Here is a 19,410-nt window from a genome sequence, read left to right as displayed (position 1 = left end):
CGCCGACCCGGAATCCGACGATTCGATCAACTACCCTGCCACCGCGATCTCGTGGCATCCACCCATCACTCGAAGGCAGGGGGCTCAGCGGGTCGTCGCCGAGCGGAGGTGTTCCAGGTAGCGGGCCGGGTCGGCGCCGTGGGCTTGGTCCTGGGCGCCGTACCGGATGTGGGCCAGGCCGCCGTCGGGTGCGATGCGCAGCATGGTGGTGGCGGCGTGGGGGGTTGCGGTGTCGCGCAGGGCGTCGGCGTCGACGACAGGGGTGTCGGGTCCGAACATGGCCGCTGCCTGGTCGGAGGTGGCGGCCGGCGGGTGTCCGGTGCGGTTGGCGCTGCTGACGTACAGGCGCGGGAAGCGTGTGAGCAGCGGTGTCAGGGGCTGCCAGCGTGCGCCGAAGAGGAGCAGGTGGCCGTCGCGCAGGGCGGGGGCGGCCCAGGCCGGCGGGGTGTCGGCGCGTATGGGCACCAGCAGGGTGACCAGGTGGTCGCGCAGCAGGGTGAGCGCGGTGTGCAGGGCGGTCGGCGTCAGGTCCAGTCGGGTGGTGAGGTCGGCCCAGGTGGTGTCGTCGTGGACCCACAGGGCGACTTCCTGGCCGACGGGGCGGCCCTTGGCGTTGTTGACGGCCTGGGGGTTCGTGGCGGTGGCGACGTAGGTCAGGGGGCTGGGGTTGGGCAGGATGACGGCCCGCCCGGCGGTCAGGGTGCGGGCGGCGGTGCTGGTGTCGAGCCGGGCGGTGGTCGGCATGGGGGCGGGTCCGTTCACGGTGCGGGGGTGGTGGCGGTCAGGCCTTCGAGGTAGGCGGCGAAGTCGGCGTCGGGGACGACGGCCTGGTTCAGGCGGTAGGCGCGGTCCTTGGCCCAGGCCAGGGCGGTGCCGGTCTGGGCCTGGTCCAGTCGGTGGCCGAGCCGCTCGGCGACGGCCTGCAGCACGCGCCGGCTGGCGAGGTGGGTGAGGACCACGCTCGGTGCCAGGCCCAGGTGCTGCTGCGGGTCGTAGGGCTGGAAGGTCCGCGGGTGGGTGAACGGGGTCCCGGTGGAGATCGTGGCGACGCCGGTGCCCACGATCGGGGTGGTGACGGTGAGCGGGATCCCGGTCTCGGCGGACACCATTCGCGCGATCCCGGGCAGCCGGGTCAGGTCCGGCTGCGTCCACCACGGTTCGCAGCCGGGCCCCAGCACCTGTTCGGCCTTCGTGCGGTCGTGGCCGAGCAGGAAGAGCAGTTGTTCGGTGGCGGCCATGCCGCTGCGCTCGGCCATGCCCAGCCAGGAGCAGGCGGCCACCCGTACCCCGCTCTCCAGTGCGGCCAGGGTGTTGGCCAGCCCGAGGCCGAGGTCGTTGTGCAGGTGCGAGACCAGGACGGTGTCCGGCCCCGCGTCAGCGGCGACCCGTTGGAACAGGGCCCGGGTCTGACCGGGCAACAGGTCGCCGACGGTGTCGGCGAGCACAATCGTCCCCGCGCCGTGGGCGGTCATCGCCCCCGCGTACTCGGCCACCAGGGCGTGGTCCGCGCGGGGTGCGTCCACCAGGCACACGTCCACCGCCGTGTCGCCCGCCAGGTCCGCCGCCTCCTTCAACACGTCCAGGCCGTCTGCCAGGGCCTCGCGGGCACCGCTGTGGACGAGGGCGCGGGCGGTCGCCTCGGAAGCGGCCACGATCACCATCACCCGCGCGTGCGCCGCACCCCGCACCGCGCTCAACGCCAGCCGCACGTCGGCCACCGTGCCCCGGCAGATCGCCGAGGGGCTCACCGAATCCTGTGTCTCCAGCGCCACCTGCCGGGTCGCCTCGAACTCCTGCCCGCACACCGACGGGAAGCCGGCCGCGAACACCACGTGCCGGGGCCCGTCCGCGCCGAACACCGCCCCCTGTTCCCGGGCCAGCCGCACCCGGAATCCGGCGCTCATCAGGGTCTTGGCCTGCGCACCGTCGCGCGCGGACTCCTCGAACAGCACGATCCGCCCGGCTCTCGCCGACTCCCGCACCACGTCCACTGACGACAACGCCCCGCCCCCGTCCCGGCGCGGCACTCACGTACCGCGATACGTCGAGAATCCCCTCGGCGGATCGTAGAGCACGCCCAGACCCATGCCCAGACCCATGCCCAGACCCACGTCCACGCCCCCGTCGCGGCTCCCGCAGTGCAGATGTCGACAACGCGGGCACGGCGCCCGCGGTTGCCTACGTCATGATCACGATCATGTGAACCTTGTCGAAACAAGATCATTATTTGATGATCCTTTGGCGTCATTTGACCCCATCTTTGATCTTGTCGACCACTCCTATGCTCCGAAAGCGCCGTCGAGCGACGGTGTTTCAAGGAGTCGATATGAACAGACGGATGACCACACGACGCAGACCCGGCAGGCCTGTTGGCATGCGGGCGCTGAGCGGGTCGCTGGCCCTCGCCGTGGCGGTGTCGCTGCTGGCCGGGTCCGAGACGGCCCTCGCCGCGACGCCGAGCGCGGCGGCGAGCGCGGCCGCGCAGGCGGGCAAGGGCGCCGGGCAGTGGGCCACCTCCGCCGCCGACGTGCCGTCGGCGAGGGTCGCGGCCCGGCTGTCCGGGCAGCGGGTGGAGGCGCTCTCCGAGCGTACGGAGACGTCGACGACATGGGTAAACAAGGACGGTTCGCTCACCACCGAGCTTTTCGCGGGCCCGGTCCGCTTCCAACGTGACGGCCAGTGGGTGGACGTCGACCTCGGCCTCCAGGCCGGCGCGGACGGGTCGGTGGCGCCGAAGGCCCACCCGAACGCGCTGCGGCTCGCCGGTGCCGGCGGCACCCGGGCGAAGTCGCTGCTCCAGGCGCAGGCCGCGGCCCCGGACGACGCCCGCACCCTGGTGACCCTCGGGCAGGGCGACCAGCAGGTCGAGCTCCAGTGGCGGGGCGGCCTGCCCAAGCCCGCCCTGGACGGCACGAAGGCCACCTACCGGGACGCGATCGCGGACGGCGCGGCCGACCTGGTCGTGGAGGCCACCCGGACCGGCTTCGAGCAGTACACGGTGCTCAAGCAGCGCCCGAGCGCCGCCGGGTTCTCGTACACGATGCCGCTGAAGGCCGACGGTCTGAAGGCCGAGGTCCAGCCGGACGGCGGCGTGCTGTTCACCGACAGGCGCACCGGCGAGCGGCGGGCCGTGCTCCCGGCGCCGGTGATGTGGGACGCGACGGCCGCCGCCGAGGGCTCCGGTGAGCACGCCCGGCAGGCGAAGGTCGGTCTGAAGGTCGTTCAGCGCGGCGACGGCATCGACCTGGTGTTCACGCCGGACGCCGCGTTCCTCGCGGACCCGAAGACGCAGTACCCGGTGACGGTCGACCCCTCCACCACGGCCCTCGGCAACGTCTTCGACACCCGGGTGCAGCAGGGCGAGACGGTCGACTGGTCGGCCGACACCGAGATCTACTGGGGCAACTCCGGCACCAAGAACGCGGACGGCTCCTCCCGCCAGGCCCGGTCGTTCATCAACTGGAACACCGCGCCGATCGCGGACGCGCTGATCACCAACGCCAGCCTGTCGCTGTACAACTTCCACTCCGGCAACAGCGACTGCCAGCCCTACGCGTGGGACATCTGGGACACCGGCCTCGCCTCGACCGCCTCGCGCTGGACGGCGCAGCCCTCCTGGAACGCCAAGAAGGCCACCGGCACCGAGACCAAGGGCCGGGACGCCTGCGGCGGCGACGGCTGGATCACCGCGGACGTCACCAACCTGGTGCAGACCTGGACGTCGGCGAAGAACACCACCTCGGGCATGGGGCTGCGCGCCCCGGACGAGGCCAACACCAAGTACTGGAAGGAGGTGAACTCCGCCAACGCCGCGACCAACGTCCCGAAGCTGACGGTGACGTACAACTACCGCCCCCGGACCGGGACGGACCAGCAGGCCGGCTCGCCGTTCTACAAGGACACCGCCGGCACCTGGTGGGTCAACTCCACCACCCCGACGCTGCGCGACACCTTCGTCGACCCGAACAACGACAAGGTCGACGGCACCTTCCAGATCTTCGACACCGCCACCGACACCCAGGTGGGCAACGTCCTGGTCTCCCCGTACGTGCCGAGCGGGGCCCCGGCCTCCGTCAAGGTCCCGGCCGGTGTGCTGGCCAACGGCAGGACGTACAAGTTCCGCACCTCCCCGTACGACGGGCTGCACTACAACAACAACTGGTCGGCGTGGGCCACCTTCACGGTCGACACCGCCGCCCCCTCGGCGCCCGCCGCGCTCTCCTCCGCCGACTACCCGTCGGGCCAGTGGGTCAAGGGCCCCGGCCAGGCCGGTTCCTTCACCGCGACCCCGCCGGCCGGTGACCAGAACGCCCTGGAGTGGACGCTCGACGGCGCGACCTGGACCAAGGTCGCGACGAACGGCTCCGCCGCGCCGGTGACCTTCACCGTGACCCCGGCCAAGGCCGGCACCAACACCCTTCAGGTGCGGGCGGTGGACCGGGCGGAGAACAAGTCCGAGGCCCGCACCCACACCTTCCAGGTCGGCGCGGGCGGTGTCACCTCGCCGAACGACGGCACCCGCACCGCGGCGCGCCTGCCGCTCACCGCCGAGGCCGACGCCGCCCGCTACGACCAGGTGGCCTTCTCCTGGCGGCGCTCCGACGCCGACGCGTGGACGCGGATCCCCGCCGGCGACATCACCAACGGCGGTGCCGCACTGGCGGCCTGGCCCGTGCCCCTCGCCGCGGGCAAGAGCCCGGCGCTCACCTGGAACGCCACCTCCACGGTGACCCCGGACGGCACCGTCCAGCTCCGCGCGGACTTCACCGGGCCGGGCGCCGCCGCCGTCTCCTCCGAGCCGGTGCGGGTCGTCGTCGACCGCAAGGCCGACGGCGCGGCAACGGAGAACGTCGGCCCGGGTGCACTGAACCTGCTCACCGGCGACCTCAGGGTCCCGGCCACCGACGTGTCGCTGTTCGGCATGACGGTCGGCCGCACGCACTCCTCGCGTGACCCGCGGGCCGCCGCCGGCCAGGACGGCCAGGCGGCGGTCTTCGGCCCCAACTGGGTGTCCAGCGTGTCGTCGAGCCTGTCCGCCTCGGAGTACACGGAGATCCGCAGGACCTCCAGCACCTCGCTCAGCGTGATGGCCGCCGACGGCTCCGCCGTCTCCTTCACCTCGAACGCGGCCGGCAACGGCTGGACGCCCGAGCCGGGCAGCGAGGACCTCACCCTGAGCGGCTCCTTCGGCGCCGACTTCACGCTCTCCGGCACCGAGGGCACCGTCACCACCTTCGCCAAGGCCGATCCGGCCGCCGCCACCTGGACGGTGACCTCCACGCTGCAGGGCGGGCTGGCCAACACCACCACCAGCGTGGTGTCGGAGACGACCGTGGTCGGCGGCAGGACTCTGGCCCGGCCGAAGCTCGTCATCGCGCCCACCTCCGCGGCCACCCCGGCGGTGTGCGCGGCGAACGTCGCCGCCAAGGGCTGCCGCGTCCTGCAGTTCGTCTACGCCACCGCGACCACCGCCACCGGCGTCACCACCGGCACCGAGTTCGGTGACGTCGCCGGGCAGGTCAGCGCGATCAGGCTCTGGAGCACCGCGCCCGGGGCCGCCTCGGCCACCGCCACCGACGTCGCCGTCTACCGCTACGACTCGGCCGGGCGGCTGCGCCAGACCTGGGACCCGCGGCTCGGCCAGAGCAGCCAGAACCAGTACGCCTACTACACCCAGGGCGCCGACGACGGCCTGCTCTCCTCCGTCCAGCTCAGCGGCACCCTCGCCACCTCGCTGGCGTACGGCACCGTCACCGCCAACCCGGCCGCGGGCCCCGGCATGCTGACGAAGACCTGGCACGACACCCTCGCCCCCGGCACCACGAGCACCGTGAACGGCACCGCCACCACCACCGTCGTCTACGGCGTCCCGCTCTCCGGCGCGAAGGCCCCGGAGGACCTCTCCGCGCCCGCCGCCTCCGCGTGGGGCCAGAGCGACCTGCCGACCGACGCCACCGCGGTGTTCCCGCCGGACCAGGCCCCCGCCTCCAACAACGGCACCGACCTCGGCTCCGGCGACTACACCAGGGCGAGCGTCACCTACCTGAACGCCTCCGGCCGCCAGGTCAACCAGGCCACCCCGGGCCACCACGTCACCACCACCGAGTACGACAACCAGGGCCACCAGGTCCGCAGCCTGACCGCGGGCAACCGCGAGCTCGCCCTCGGCGCCACCACCGCGGCCAAGGCCGAACTGGCCGACCTCGGCATCGACACCCTGCCCTCCGCCGAACGCGCCCGGCTCCTGTCGAGCAGCAGCGCCTACAGCGCGGACGGCCAGCAGGAGACCGACGTCTACGACCCGCTCCACCGCATCACCCTCGCCGCCGACGCCACCTCCGGTGCGACGGTCCTGGCGAAGGCCGGCACCCAACTGCCCGCCCGCCAGCACACCGTGAAGACCTACGACGAGGCCCGGCCGACCGACGGCACCGCCAAGATCAAGAACCAGATCACCCTCACCGCCACCGGCGCCCGGCTCCGCGCCTGGCCCGACCTGCTGGTCGACGCCCGCCAGGACCGCACCACCTACAACTGGGCGCTCGGCGTGCCCACCGCGCAGATCAAGGACAGCGGCGGCCTCGCCCTGACCACCACCACCGGCTACGACGGCCAGGGCCGGGTCGTCTCGACCCGGCAACCGGCCTCCACCGGCTCCGACGCGGCAGCCGGCTGGACCAGCTACTACACCGCCGACGGCACCGGCACCTGCGGCAACCGCCCCGAGTGGGCCGACCTCGTCTGCCAGACCGGGCCCGCCGCGGCCATCACCGGCGGCGGCGCCAACCCCGCACAACTGCCCACCAGGACAACCCAGTACGGGCAGTTCGGCCAGGCCACCCGCACCACCGAAACGGCCAACGGCGTCACCCGCACCACCGTGACCGACACCGACACGGCGGGGCGCCCCACCACCGTCACCGTCACCGACGGCCTCGGCACCCCGGCCCCCGCCGCCACCACCACCTACCACCCGGGCACCGGCGCCGTCACCCGCCAAACGTCCGCCACCGGCGGCACCATCACCAAGGGCTACGACGAACTCGGCCGCCTGACCTCCTACACCGACGCCGACGGCGCCGTCACCACCACGGAGTACGACGCCCTCAACCGCCCCACCAAGGTCACCGACACCTCCCCCTCCACCACCACCTACACCTACGACACCGCCGTCGACCCGCGCGGCCTGGCGACCTCGGTGACGGACTCCGTCGCCGGCACCCTCACCGCCCGCTACGACGCCGACGGCACGCCGCTCACCCAGGGCCTGCCCGGCGGCTACACCCGGACCGACGACAAGGACCCGGCCGGCACCACCACCAGCCGCACCTACACCCGCGACAGCGACGGCCTCGTGCTGGTCTCCGACGGCATCACCGAGACCATCCACGGCCAGCGGGCCACCCACACCGGCACCCCCGGCATCACCGCGGCCCAGACCTACGCCTACGACCGGGCCGGCCGGCTCCTCCAGGTCCAGGACACCTCGACCGACGCCGTCTGCACCACCCGCACCTACACCTTCGACCGCAACACCAACCGCACCGCGCTGGCCACCGCCGACGCCGCCCGCGGCCAGACCTGCACCACCACCGCGGGCACCACCCAGACCAGCACCTACGACACCGCCGACCGCCTGGTGAACCCCGGCTACACCTACGACGCGTTCGGCCGCACCACCGCACTGCCCGGCAGCACCCTCGCGTACTACACCACCGACCTGGTGCAGCAGCAGACCAGCGGCACCAACCGGCAGAGCTGGACCCTCGACTCGGCCCAGCGCTTCCGCGCCTGGACCACCGAGACCAACACCACCGGCACCTGGGCCCAGACCGGACTGCGGACCAACCACTACGGCTCCGACACCGACAGCCCCCGCTGGATCACCGAGGACACCGCGGGCACCCTGACCCGCAACGTCACCGGCCCCGCCGGCACCCTCGCCGCCACCACCGCGAAGACCGGCGGCACCATCCTGCAACTCGCCAACCTGCACGGCGACATCACCCTGCGGCTGCCCCTGGACACCGCCGTCGCACCCACCGTCCTCGACTACGACGAGTACGGCCAGCCGCGCACCGGCCAGCCCGGCACCCGCTACGCCTGGCTCGGCGACAAGCAGCGCTCCGACGAGACCCCGAGCGCCCTCACCCTCATGGGAGCGCGCCTCTACAACCCGGCCACCGGCCGCTTCCTCTCCCCCGACCCGGTCCAGGGAGCGAGCGCCAACGCCTACGACTACTGCAACGCCGACCCGGTCAACTGCACCGACCTCAACGGCCGGATGCCCGGCTGGCTGAAGGCCGCGCTCAAGGCCGCCGTCTCCCGCGCCGTCCAACTGTCCGTCACCGCGGCCGTGGCCGCCTGGATCCCCTTCCTGGCACCCTGGGCGCTCCACATCGGCAACTGCGCCGGCGGCGCCTGCGCCGGTGTACTGTTCGGGAGCGGCGGCTGGAAGCAGCGCATCGTCTGGGCCGTCGCCGGCTGCCTCGCGGGTTTCGTCTTCGACCGCGGCGTCTCCCAGCGGATCGTCGACAAGGTGATCGGCGTGGTCAGGAGGTTCGTGTGACATCCACGGAGTCGGCGGAGTCGGCGGAGTCGGCGGAGGAACCGGCAGCGCGCCGGGCGAGCCCGCTGCGCCTCGCCGCGACCAACGGGGCCTGGCTCGCCCCGTCCTTCCTCGCCGCCTACCTGCTCTCCGACCGCCTCACCACCGACGCCACCACCCGCACCTGGTGCACCCTGCTCCTCGCACCGGTGATCGGCCTGGCCCTGCGCGCCACGACCACCCTCGTGGCCCGCCGCCGACGGGCGCGGACCAACCGGCGGTAACCCGACGCACACCCCTGCAACAGGCCGACCCGCCGGCGCCACCGGCGGGTCGGCCTGTTGCGTGCTCGTTCCGTGCCAGCGGAGCACACCGATGGTCACGAGGCAGACGGGCGGCCAATGCCGAAGGCCGAGGCCAACGGCCTCGGCCTTCGGCCGGACAACGTGCCGGGCGGTCAGCCCACGGCCGGCCGCGTGCGACGCGCGACGCGGGCAGGTCCCGCCACCACGGTGCACCAGACCAGGACCGCGCACAGGAAGGCCGCCGCCGCGAAGATCAGCGGTCCCGTGACGGAGTCGTCCCGCGCGCCGGCGGCGAGCGCGGCGGCCGCCGACAGGACGAGGGCGACGGCCGGCAGAGCCCGGGGGCTGCGCGCGACGCCCGGTGCGGCGGAGGCCGGCAGCAGCCAGAGCGCGAGGCCGTAACAGGCGCAGCCCAGCAGCGCGGCCCCCAGCACGTCGCTGGGCCGGTGGTGGTAGAGCGCCTGCACGGCACCGGCGGTGACGGTGAGCCACAGCATGCCGACCGCGGTGACGTAGGGGCGCAGGCGCGGGGAGGCGACGAGGGCGGCGCCGAGGACCAGCCCGATGGGGACGGCCGCGTGCCCACTGGGGAAGCTCACCTCGGTGAGCATGGCGGGCGCGTTCACCAGATCGGGGCGGGGCAGGACCATCTTGCTGCACACCTCGGTGCCCCCGAACGTGCCCAGGACGACCCCGATCGCCGCGCAGCCCTGCCACCAGCACCGCCGCACCAGGGCGACGACCACGATCACGGCCATCCCCACGACCAGGGTGGGCAGGGCGGTGAACTCCAACGGGGGCATGGCCGCCGAGTCGAAGGCCGACCCCGACCAGTCGTAGATCCACGCCGGTTCGCCGCCGTTCCCGTTCATCAGGGAGTTCTCACCCCGCTGCCCGAACGGGGTCCAGACGGCGAGCAGGTAGACCGCCGCGAACCCCAGGGCGCACAGCAGAGCCGGCAGCCACGGCCGTATCGACCGCGTGGGGCCCTCTCCGGCCGGGGTTCCCGGGGCCCGACCGGAGGCGTCCGGCCCGGGTGCGGGCAGGGCCTGGTGATCTTGCTGAGTCATCACTGTCTTTCTGCTCGGAACTCAGGGAGCCGCGGGCCCTGGTCGTAGACGACTTGGTTTGAACAGGGACGCCGACGACGACGTCACGGTTCCCGTGCCGACACCGGACCCGGGGCGGGCGGCGGCGAGGCGCTCGGCGGCGTCATGCGGGGTGGATGAGGCGGCTCTCGTAGGCGAAGACCACCGCCTGTATCCGGTCGCGGAGTTCGAGCTTGTGCAGGATTCGCCCCAGATGGGACTTCACGGTCGCCTCCGCGAGGTACAGGGCGGCCGCGATCTCGGAGTTGGACAGGCCGCAGCCCACCTGGACGAGCACCTCGCGTTCACGGGCGCTGAGTCGGCCCAGCCGATCGTCGGGGTCGGCGCTGCTGCCGTCGGGAATGTGCGGGCGCAGGTGCTCCAGCAGGCGGCGGGTGATCCGCGGGGACACCACCGCGTCGCCCGCGGCGACACTGCGTATCGCGGTGAGCAGTTCCTCGGGCCTGGTGTTCTTCAGCAGGAAGCCCGAGGCTCCGGCACTGAGTCCGGCGAAGGCGTATTCGTCCAGGTCGAAGGTGGTGAGGATCAGCACTCTGCTCTGCGGGGAGATCCGGATGACCTGCCGGGTCGCCTCGATCCCGTCGATCCCGGGCATCCGGACGTCCATGAGGACGACATCGGGGCGCAGCTCCCGGGCGAGGCGGATGGCCTGGGCGCCGTCCGCGGCTTCGCCGACCGGTGCCATGTCGGGCTGGGCCTCCAGGACCGTGCTGAAGGCCATCCGGAGCAGCGCTTCGTCGTCGGCGATCAGGATGCGGATCGTCATGCGGACGCCGCTCCGCTGCTGTCGAGGAGGAGGCGGGTGTGGACTCCCCAGCCGCCACCCGGAAGCGGTCCGGCCCGCAACGTCCCCCCGTAGGCGGCCGAGCGCTCGCGCATACCGGGGATGCCGTGGCCGGACGGTGTGGCGCCGGGATGGGGCGGGCGGGGGCCGCTGTCGGTGACGTCCACGGTGACGGTCCCGGTCGAGCACCGTATCCGGACCGTCGCACGTGTGCCGGCGGGTGTGTGCTTGAGGGTGTTGGTCAAGGCTTCCTGTACCAGGCGGTAGACGGTCAGTTGTGCGGTGGCGGGTATGTGGGTGTGGCCGCCCTGGACCTCGATGCGGGTCGGCAGCCCGGCGGCGCACATCTGGTCGGCGAGGGCCTCCAGTTGGGCGATGCCGGGTAGCGGGTGGCGTTCCGCGTCCGGTTCGTCGGTCCGCAGGATGCCCAGCGAGCGCCGCATGTCGGTCAGGGCCTGCCGGCCCGTCTCGGAGATCTGGAGCATCGCGGTGGTGGCCTTGTCGGGCGACCGGTGCTGCGCGTAGACGGCGGCGTCGGTGAGCGCGACCATGACGGACAGGTTGTGGGTGACGATGTCGTGCATCTCCCGGGTGATACGTGTCCTCTCCTCGGCAACGGCCAGTCGCGCCTGCTGTTCCTGTTGCTGCTCCAGGCGTGCGGCCCGTTCCTCCAGGGCCGCGAGGTAGGCGCGCGTGGTCCGCACGTTCACACCCAGGACGGCGGCGGCGACGACCATCGCGGTGACCGCGACGAAGGGGGTCAGGAATGCGCCTTCCGTCGCCCAGCGCAGGCAGGCCAGCAGGGCCCCTGCCTCCACGACGGCACCGGCGACGAGTGTGCCGCGCCGGCCCGAGTTCGCGGCTGCCGTGTAGAGGGCCACCAACAGGCAGACGTCCGCCGGGAGTTGGACGTCTGTCAGCCACTGGACGAAGGCCGCGGCTGCCACGGTGCCGAGCACCGTGAGCGGGGCCCGGCGCCGCCACAGCAGGGGCAGCGCGAGAGCGGCGGTGAGGGCGACGGCCACCGGCAGCTCGTGCGGCGCGTGGGTGGTCACGATGTTGAGCAGGAGAAGCGTCGGCAGCAGCGAGTCCCACACCATGGGCGGCAGCCGGGAGCACCGGCGCCCGGCGGCTGTCACCAGTCGCGCCGCTCGTGCGGAGGCCAGGTCGGTGTATCTCGTCAGCCGTGAGGCCGTCCTCGCCCACCGCACCCGGTCCCGCACCAGCTCCCGCACCCGGTCCCGATCCCGATCCCGGTAGGCATCGCCGGGTTCCGCGGCCGCCTCGGTCATCACACGTCCCTGTCGATTCAGCGTCATGGTGGCCCCGGCCGGGGCTGCCACCGCGTGCAGCCGGATCCGAGTCGGGTACGGGGAACGTACGCCTCGCGCTGCCCGGCACGTACCGCGGCCCTGTCACGGTAGGGCGCGGGCCCCAGGGAGCACATGCGTCCACCGTCTGATGGCACCGTGCCGAGGTACGACCGCAGGAGGAGTCCCGCTACCTCCCGTGGTCGTAGGGCGGCCGCCGATCCGGCGTGCCCGATTGCCACTCCGGTCGCACCGGGAGCTGCCACGGATTGCGACCCCGGTGGCACACGACGGCGACCCGGGATCGATGTGGCAGCGCATACCCGGCGCCGAATATGGCCTGGTGACCGAGATCATCACGGGGCTGTACATGTCCCCCCTGGAAATCCTTGTCCTGCTGGGCGCCGTCGCACTGGTGGTGGCGCGCTGGCTTCCCCCCTCCGCCCGCCCACGCGTCACGATCGCGGCGGGGGCGGTTCTCGTCCTGTCCGCGATCCTGCTGAGCGTGGCGGGGATCCGCTGGCAGATGCTGCCGGTCCTGGCAGGCGCCGCCTTCGCGTTGCCGTTCGCCCTCTCCCCCCTGCTACGGCCGCTGCGACGCCGTCCCGGCCGGCCCGCGTGGCGGGCCCGCTGGTGGCTGGCGTTGCCGGGATCGGCGGCCTGCGTCGGCCTGATCGCCACGGGCCCGGCGGCCACCTGGGCCCTTCCCGTACCCGAATTCCCCACCCCGACAGGCGACTTCGCGGTCGGCACCCGCGTGGTCCAGTGGACCGACCCGCGCCGCCCCGAGACCTTCACGGCCGATCCGGACGACCGGCGCACGGTCGTGGTCCAGCTCTGGTACCCCGCGCAGAAGAGCCCCGCCGGCGCGCAGCGGGCCCAGTACCTCGGACGCACGGAGCACGAGGCCCGCACCGTCTCCGACGCCCTCGCCCGCCAGGTCGGCCTGCCGGGTTTCCTGGTCGACGGTGTTCCGCGTGCCCACACCCACGCGGTCTTCGACGCCCCGGTGGACGGCGGGCGGGGGCGGCTCCCCGTCGTCCTGTTCTCTCCCGGGTCGGGCGGAGTACGCACCCAGAACACCGCCTGGGCGGAGGAACTGGCCAGCCACGGCTACGTGGTCGCCGCCCTCGACCACCCGTACGACTCCGCCGCCGTCGTCCTCTCCGACGGCCGGACGATCACCACCGAGACCACCTCCACCGGCGACCCGGACCAGGACGAGAAACTGGCGGCCGACTGGACCGCGATTCGGGCCGCCGACCTCGGATTCGTCCTCACCCAGCTGGACGGTCTGGACCGGGGGGAGACCGCCGACCCGCTGAGCGGACACCTGGACACCGGTCGGGCCGCGGTGGCCGGACACTCCATGGGTGGCGCCGCCGCCCTCCAGGCAGCCCGGCAGGACCGCCGGTTCGGCGCCGTCATCGATCTGGACGGCTACCCCCACGGCCCCACCTCCCCCGCCCTCGACCAGCCGACGCTCGCGCTCACCCAGGCCGTCACCCCGGCAACCGACCCGCGCTACCTGCCCCGCCTCACCGAGGCGCTCAAGTCCAGCACCGCGACGAGCTACCGGCTCACCATCCCCGGCGCCGCACATCTCACGTTCATGGACGGCCCCCTGTATCTGCCGCCCGTGCCCTCGATCGTCGGCTCCCTGGGCCGCGCCGAGAGCCCGCGCGTCGTCGCCGCGGCCACCCTCGCCTTCCTGGACGCCACGCTGCGGGACAAGCCCGGCGACCTGGCCGGCGTTCTGCCGGCCTACGGCAACCTCAGCGTCCACCGCCCGGACAGCAGCCGCTGACCAGCTGTTCCGGGGCACGTACGCCTGCCGGACGAGGACGATGAGATCAGACGAGATCATCGACCGGAGGGCCGCGCTCGAAACCGCCGGCAGGCGGCCCCGTGTCGTTGTTCACCTGTGTGCGAACGCGCGGAGCAGGCGTACGTACGGGGTCCAGCGGGCCGGGCGGGCCACCGTGCCCGTGCAGGCGAGCTCGGCGCGGTCCAGGCCGTCCTCCAGGCAGGCGTCGTGCATCGGGCGCCAGGCCGCCGGCCAGGTCAGGCGCTCCAGGCCGCCGGCCTTCATCGCGAGGGTGTGTCGCAGCACGGTGCGTTCTTCGTCGACGGGCAGCACCGTGAACTCGTGGAAGCCGTGGAATCCGCGCGGCCCGCTGAAGGTGAAGCGGACCCAGACCCCGGGCACGTACGCGGTGACCGTGTAGCGGACCGGGCCGTGGCCGCCGGTCGCGCCGACCGCCAGTGGGCGGTCGAACTCCATCGCGGGCCAGTCCGAGTGCGCCCAGAGCCGGTCCGCCGGGCCGCCTGACAGGCTGTCGACGAGCGCGCCCACCTCGCTCGCCTTGGCAGCCAGCAGGCGCTCGTGCACGTTGTAGACGCCCATGCGTCCTCCCCTTCAGATTATTAGAGACCAGCCTCTAATAATCTGGAGAGTACCCTCTGATTCATGGCGAGACCACCCCGATTCGACACCGACCAGATCCTCGACGCCGCCGTCCGGCTGGCCGCCTCCGCCGGGCCGGCCGGCGTGACCATGTCCGCCGTCGCCCAGGCGATCGGCGCGCCGAGCGGGTCCATGTACCACCGCTTCCCCGGCCGTACGGCCCTGCTCGCCGAGGTGTGGCTGCGGACCGTGGAGCGCTTCCAGGAGGGGCATTTCGCCGCACTCGGCAGCGCCCCCGACCCCCACCCGGCCGCCCGCGCGGCCGCCCGGCACGTCATCTCCTGGAGCCGCGCCCACCCGCAGGAAGCCTCGCTCCTCCTCTACGGCGCCGAGGAGTTCGGCCGCGCCGGCTGGTCCGAGGAACACAAGGAGCGCGCGGACCTCGGCAACCGACGCGTGCTCGACTCCATCGGCTCCCTCGCCGAAACGCTCGGCGCGGCGGGCCCCCAGGACCACGAGCGCATCACCCTGGCCCTGATCGACCTGCCGCTGTCCGTGGTCCGCCGCCATCTGCGCGCCGGACAGCCGCTGCCACCGCACGCGGAAGACCTCACCGAGGAATGCACGACGGCTCTGCTGGCTGTCGCCCAGCCCGTCGCCGCGGGGGCCGGGAAGGCCTCGTCACGCCCCGTCAACACGGCCACCACCCGATCGGACACCGACAACGAGGCATGACCCGCCTCCGATGAGGTGTCCGGCATCCCCGGCTTCAGGGCACCGGCCGGGACGGCACCGGCCCCCTTCGCGCGGAAGCGAAGGGGGCCGGATGTCACGAGGCCTGAGAACTGCGCGGAGCTGCACCGTCAGGCCTTGGCCACCGAGGCGACGAGCGCCTGACGGACGGCACAGTACCAACTAGCAGGACCAGTAGGGCAGTTGGGGCCGTCGACGTTGCGGGAGAGCGCGTATTCCCAACCGGCGGCACCGGCGAAGTCCGGGTACTTGTCGGCGAGAGCGCGCAGGGTCCGTTGGAGGACCGGCATGTCGACGTAGCCCTCGCAGTCCAGGTTGTCGTTGGTGATGCCGGCGGCGACGACCTTGGACGCGGGGAACTGGTTCCGGATGACCGCGTCGTAGTCGGCGGTGTCGGCGAGGCTGCCGTTGCCGCAGTAGAACTGGGTGTTGTACCAGCGGATCAGGGGGCCGACCTGCTTTTCGAGCGTGCGGTAGTCGAGGAAGGGGAGGTTGCTGCCCTCGGGCATGGTGAGCTCGCCGGGCCCCGGGGCAAGGGTGATCAGGAAGTCCGGCCCGAAGTCGGAGCGCAGCTGACGGATGAGCCTCTCGGCGGTCGCCTCGTGGAACGCTTCCTCGACGTCGAGGTCGATGCCGTCCAGCCGGTACGTCCTGAGGGCGTCGCGGACGGGCGGGTAGTACGTGCCGAAGTCCTTGTCGAGCAGCCCGTACGTCCCCTGCGCGGCGCCGCCGAGGAGAGCGGTGACCTTGACGCCCTTCGCCTGCACCGAGGCGATGTCACGCCACATCGGGACGTACTTGGCCGCGGAGGGCGGGTCGTCGTTCAGGGTGAGGATCGGGTACTGGGCGGGATCGTTGAGGTGGAACGCGGCCACCTCCACCACGTCCGCGTGGCCGATCAGGGGCACCGGGGAGACGTACTGGCTGCCGGGGTCACCCGTGGTCGTGCCGGTCTGGTAGAACGCGACGACGTGACGGCTCGCCGACGCCTTCGCCGCGGGAGAGGTGCCTCGCACCCCGTCCGGGTGTCCGTGACTGCTCATGGGCGGGTTCCTCCTGAGTGCTCGGCCACAGCCCTGCTGTGGGTCACCAGGAAGCGTGCCGCCCCGCCCGGGAAGGTCGTACGCATTCCCACCACGCGTCCTGGAATTCCACTCCGCCAGCCCCGTACCACCGCCGCCGCGCATCGGCCCGGCCCGCCGGGTCGAGGCCGGCGAGGTCGGCGTCGCGCTCGGCCCAACGGCTCCCCGCCTCGCCGGCTCGGGGGAGGCTCAGTCGACGCAGAACTCGTTGCCCTCGACGTCCTGCATCACGATGCACGAATCGTGGCCGTCATAGAGCAGTCGCACGCGTACCGCGCCGAGCGCGACCAGCCGGGTGCACTCGGCTTCGAGCGTGGCGAGGCGCTCCTCGCCCACGAGCCCGGTGCCGACCCGCACGTCGAGGTGCAGCCGGTTCTTGACGACCTTGCCCTCGGGAACGCGCTGGAAGAACAGCCGCGGGCCCACACCTGAGGGGTCGATGCAGGCGGACCACGAACCCCGGTCCTCGGCAGGCTGGGAGCGGTCGTACTCGTCCCAGGTGGCGAACCCCTTCGGCGGCGGCGATTCGTACCCCAGCACCTCGCACCAGAAGCGGGCGACCCGCCGGGGTTCCGCGCAGTCGAAGGTCACTTGGAACTTCTTGATCAATGACATAAGCGCACCATAACAGGGGGTCTCTTGCTCATCTCCCGTCAGGAATAAGCATGCTGACGCGAAGCCGGAACCTCGGCTAGCCGATCCGGCGACGGGACTGGACAACGAGCAGGACGGCCCCCTCAGGAACTTCGTCGTCCACCGCGATCCGGACCTCCGTGACCGTGCCGGGCCAGTCCGCGATCAGCTCCTGGCAGATCGCGTCGTTCTCCAGGACGGCCATGAGTTCGCCGCCCCGGACCGTCTGACCGGGCTCCACCAGAACCTCGGCCACGCACCACGGCACGCCCATCACGGCCTGCGCGGTGAACACCGCCGGCCCCAGCTCGCGCCAGGCCGGCGGTACCAGCGGCCCGCCGATGCGCTGCTCGACCTGGTCGAGGGCTGCTCCGGCGCACCTGGCGAACGAGGAGTCGTCCGCCAGGTGCTCGCGCAGCAACGGCCCGACCGCACGGACGTCACCCAGCCGCGCCAGCGTGTCCACCGCTTCGGACCGCGTCTCGGGATCCGCCAGGCACGCGGCGACGGCCTCGGTGTGATCGGCCGAACCGTTCTCGGCCAGACCCCGCAACGCTCGACGGCGGTACTCCGGGCTACGGGTGCGCAGTTGGCGTTCCAGGAACGGCAGGGCTCGCGGATCCTTGATGTACTCCAGCGTCTCCATGAGTGCCGATTCCTGCGCAGGGTCCTCCGCAACCTCGTCGAAGAAGGTGTCCGGGAAGGCACGGGCAAGGTGTATCTGCGCTTCCAAGGGGCGCCGGTAGTCGTCCCGGTCGCGGCGCACGATCTCCGCCATGTCCCAGCCCGGCTCGGCCCGGCCCGCCCGAATGGCGAGGAGCCGACGAAGACTCGCCGGCCCCGCTGCCAGCAGGCTGTCGAGGGCGCGGTCGTCCCCATACAGGTAGTCCGTGAGGAGGCCGTCGATCGCCTCGTGTGCCAGGTCCATGGGGAGTCGGCCAGCTTTCAGTGGAGCAGCGGGTCAGGGTGGGCACCTTCTCCGCCGGACGGCGCCGCCCGGTTGCTCAACCATCGTTCATTGCGGGGGCACTTCCCGACAAACCAAGAAGGGCGTCGAACCGGCCGACGACTCCGACTGCGGACGTGATGGCGGACCCGTGGCAGGGCCCGCCACCGGTGAAGCGCCGCTTCGGCGAGGGAGAACCGGGAGCCACGCAGCCGCGGAAGTGCTAGCCGAACGACGTGGTGACGGTGTGGTGGAGGCGGGCGATCTCGGTTTCCCAGTCGGGGACCGCGCGGGCGGGGACCAGGATGACGTGTTCGACGCCGACATCCGCGAACTCGGCCAGGCGCTCGCGCAACGCCCGGTCGCCGCCGACGGCATAGACGTCGCGGCTGGTGCAGCCCTGCTTGTGGGCCGAGACCTCGGCGTCCAGCTCGCGCCGGAGCTCGGGGGTGTCGATGGCGGGCGGCACGTAGACGAGCTGCACCGCGCGGGTGATGTGCTCGGTGCGGCCGAGGCGCTGCTGCTCCTCGTCCAGGACCTTCAGGCGCCGGCGGTACTCGGCGGGGGTGATGAACGCGGGGACCCAGCCGTCCGCGAGGGCGGTGACGCGCCGTACGGTCCTCTCCCGGCCTCCGCCCAGCCAGACGGGCGGCACCCCGGCCGGGCCGCTGCCGCTGGACTCCCCGGCGGACTCCCCGACGAGGCGGCGGAGACGGCGGAGGATGTCCTCCAGGGCGGCGGCCGCCTCGGCGGGGTCCCGGATGAGGGCCTCGCGGGGGCCGCCGATGCCGAGCTGGGCGACGAACCGGCCGTTGGACCGCCGGTACAGGTCGGTCAGTTCGCGGACCACGGCGGAGGGTTCCAGGCCGGCGGCGACCAGGACGTGCGGACCGAACACCAGGGCCGATGTCCTGCGGGCCACTTCCCGTGCCAGCTCGAGCGGCGGGGGCATGTCGTCCCCGTTGTTGTTGTAGAACCAGAACGAATCGAATCCGTACTGCTCCACCGCTTCGAGCAATTTCCACAAGTGGTCCCGCTTCACGTCATGGCGCAACGAGGTACCGAAACAGAAGCCGAATTGCAGACCCATGAGACCTCCCTGTCGAGATATTGCCTGCGGGGCACGGCCGCCTACCGGGCAGGCGGTCGATGAATTGGCGAGAGCCAGCTGAATACCGACTTCAGGTCCGTGATCCACAGGATTTCCCGCTCCTGCCGGACCCTTTCGAACCGTGTCGAAATAAGGGGTGTCCGCTCGTCGCACGCACTCGATGACGCGGATCCGGTGCACCTTCGCCTGGAACGTACCACAGGGGTCAAGCCTTCGAGAAGTACGCCAATCCTGGCCCGAGACTGTTTTACCGAGCCATATAACATCCTTTAACCAACCTTCGCAAGGTCCACAGGTTTCACCCAAATCAACGGTGCGATTCGCCCCAAAGTGCACCCTGGCACCGGCCCCGAGGCGGCAGGAGCGCCGGCGGAAGCGCCGGATCCGGTGTCTGGAGAGACGGACGCAGCCCTATGTCCAGA

14 protein-coding genes are annotated in these 19,410 nt (G+C 72.2%); 4 read left to right on the top strand and 10 right to left on the bottom strand.

Annotated elements, in window-relative coordinates; all coding sequences use genetic code 11:
• Nucleotides 1-84: 84 nt before the first annotated feature.
• Both ACFVX9_RS10090 and ACFVX9_RS10085 read right to left on the bottom strand, forming a co-directional pair.
• Nucleotides 85-744 carry a hypothetical protein gene (locus tag ACFVX9_RS10090; protein ID WP_387981229.1) on the bottom strand — a complete coding sequence of 220 codons (660 nt, stop codon included), beginning with the start codon at nt 742-744 and terminating at the stop codon, nt 85-87.
• 14 nt (nt 745-758) lie between these two features.
• Nucleotides 759-1,991: a 2-isopropylmalate synthase gene (locus tag ACFVX9_RS10085; protein ID WP_387981296.1), complete on the bottom strand. Its 1,233-nt coding sequence runs from the start codon at nt 1,989-1,991 to the stop codon at nt 759-761.
• A 347-nt stretch (nt 1,992-2,338) separates the two neighbouring features.
• On the opposite strand from ACFVX9_RS10085, the gene ACFVX9_RS10080 reads away from it, so the two are divergent.
• Entirely contained in the window at nt 2,339-8,569 is a 6,231-nt protein-coding gene (locus tag ACFVX9_RS10080; RefSeq protein ID WP_387981227.1) for a DNRLRE domain-containing protein, read from the top strand.
• Entirely contained in the window at nt 8,566-8,832 is a 267-nt protein-coding gene (locus ACFVX9_RS10075; protein ID WP_387981225.1) for a hypothetical protein, read from the top strand. The genes ACFVX9_RS10080 and ACFVX9_RS10075 overlap by 4 nt, the downstream gene beginning before the upstream one ends.
• A 173-nt stretch (nt 8,833-9,005) precedes the next feature.
• Here the strand turns inward: ACFVX9_RS10075 and ACFVX9_RS10070 are convergent, their stop codons facing one another.
• From ACFVX9_RS10070 to ACFVX9_RS10060, 3 genes are all read right to left on the bottom strand, one after another.
• Nucleotides 9,006-9,923: a phosphatase PAP2 family protein gene (locus tag ACFVX9_RS10070; RefSeq protein WP_387981223.1), complete on the bottom strand. Its 918-nt coding sequence runs from the start codon at nt 9,921-9,923 to the stop codon at nt 9,006-9,008.
• Nucleotides 9,924-10,065: 142 nt separating this feature from the next.
• Complete coding sequence (locus ACFVX9_RS10065; RefSeq protein WP_380480266.1) at nt 10,066-10,728, bottom strand: response regulator; 663 nt, start codon at nt 10,726-10,728, stop codon at nt 10,066-10,068.
• Nucleotides 10,725-12,038, bottom strand: coding sequence for a sensor histidine kinase (locus ACFVX9_RS10060; protein WP_387981221.1), 1,314 nt, complete (start codon nt 12,036-12,038; stop codon nt 10,725-10,727). Before ACFVX9_RS10060 ends, ACFVX9_RS10065 begins: the two co-directional genes overlap by 4 nt.
• Before the next feature lie 325 nt (nt 12,039-12,363).
• On the opposite strand from ACFVX9_RS10060, the gene ACFVX9_RS10055 reads away from it, so the two are divergent.
• Nucleotides 12,364-13,863, top strand: coding sequence for an alpha/beta hydrolase family protein (locus tag ACFVX9_RS10055; protein WP_387981294.1), 1,500 nt, complete (start codon nt 12,364-12,366; stop codon nt 13,861-13,863).
• A gap of 111 nt (nt 13,864-13,974) precedes the next feature.
• On the opposite strand, the gene ACFVX9_RS10050 is transcribed toward ACFVX9_RS10055, so the two are convergent.
• Complete coding sequence (locus ACFVX9_RS10050) at nt 13,975-14,463, bottom strand: SRPBCC family protein (RefSeq protein ID WP_380372335.1); 489 nt, start codon at nt 14,461-14,463, stop codon at nt 13,975-13,977.
• Between the two features lie 63 nt (nt 14,464-14,526).
• On the opposite strand from ACFVX9_RS10050, the gene ACFVX9_RS10045 reads away from it, so the two are divergent.
• Nucleotides 14,527-15,198, top strand: coding sequence for a TetR/AcrR family transcriptional regulator (locus tag ACFVX9_RS10045; protein ID WP_380372338.1), 672 nt, complete (start codon nt 14,527-14,529; stop codon nt 15,196-15,198).
• Nucleotides 15,199-15,326: 128 nt separating this feature from the next.
• Here ACFVX9_RS10045 and ACFVX9_RS10040 read toward each other — a convergent pair whose 3' ends face one another.
• The 4 genes from ACFVX9_RS10040 to ACFVX9_RS10025 all read right to left on the bottom strand — a co-directional run bounded on the left by ACFVX9_RS10040 (nt 15,327) and on the right by ACFVX9_RS10025 (nt 18,967).
• Nucleotides 15,327-16,259 carry a chitinase gene (locus ACFVX9_RS10040; RefSeq protein ID WP_380372340.1) on the bottom strand — a complete coding sequence of 311 codons (933 nt, stop codon included), beginning with the start codon at nt 16,257-16,259 and terminating at the stop codon, nt 15,327-15,329.
• A gap of 228 nt (nt 16,260-16,487) precedes the next feature.
• Nucleotides 16,488-16,913 (bottom strand): VOC family protein, encoded by a 426-nt coding sequence (locus ACFVX9_RS10035; RefSeq protein ID WP_380372342.1) that lies wholly within the window; start codon nt 16,911-16,913, stop codon nt 16,488-16,490.
• Between the two features lie 76 nt (nt 16,914-16,989).
• Entirely contained in the window at nt 16,990-17,859 is an 870-nt protein-coding gene (locus ACFVX9_RS10030; protein WP_380340365.1) for a HEAT repeat domain-containing protein, read from the bottom strand.
• Nucleotides 17,860-18,100: 241 nt separating this feature from the next.
• Entirely contained in the window at nt 18,101-18,967 is an 867-nt protein-coding gene (locus ACFVX9_RS10025; protein WP_387981219.1) for an LLM class flavin-dependent oxidoreductase, read from the bottom strand.
• Nucleotides 18,968-19,410: the final 443 nt, after the last annotated feature.

Origin of the sequence: Kitasatospora sp. NPDC058243, from assembly GCF_042882025.1 — a bacterium.
Classification (GTDB): Bacteria; Actinomycetota; Actinomycetes; order Streptomycetales; family Streptomycetaceae; genus Kitasatospora.
Note: the sequence above shows the minus strand (reverse complement) of the source record. Positions and strands in the feature narration are given on the sequence as shown.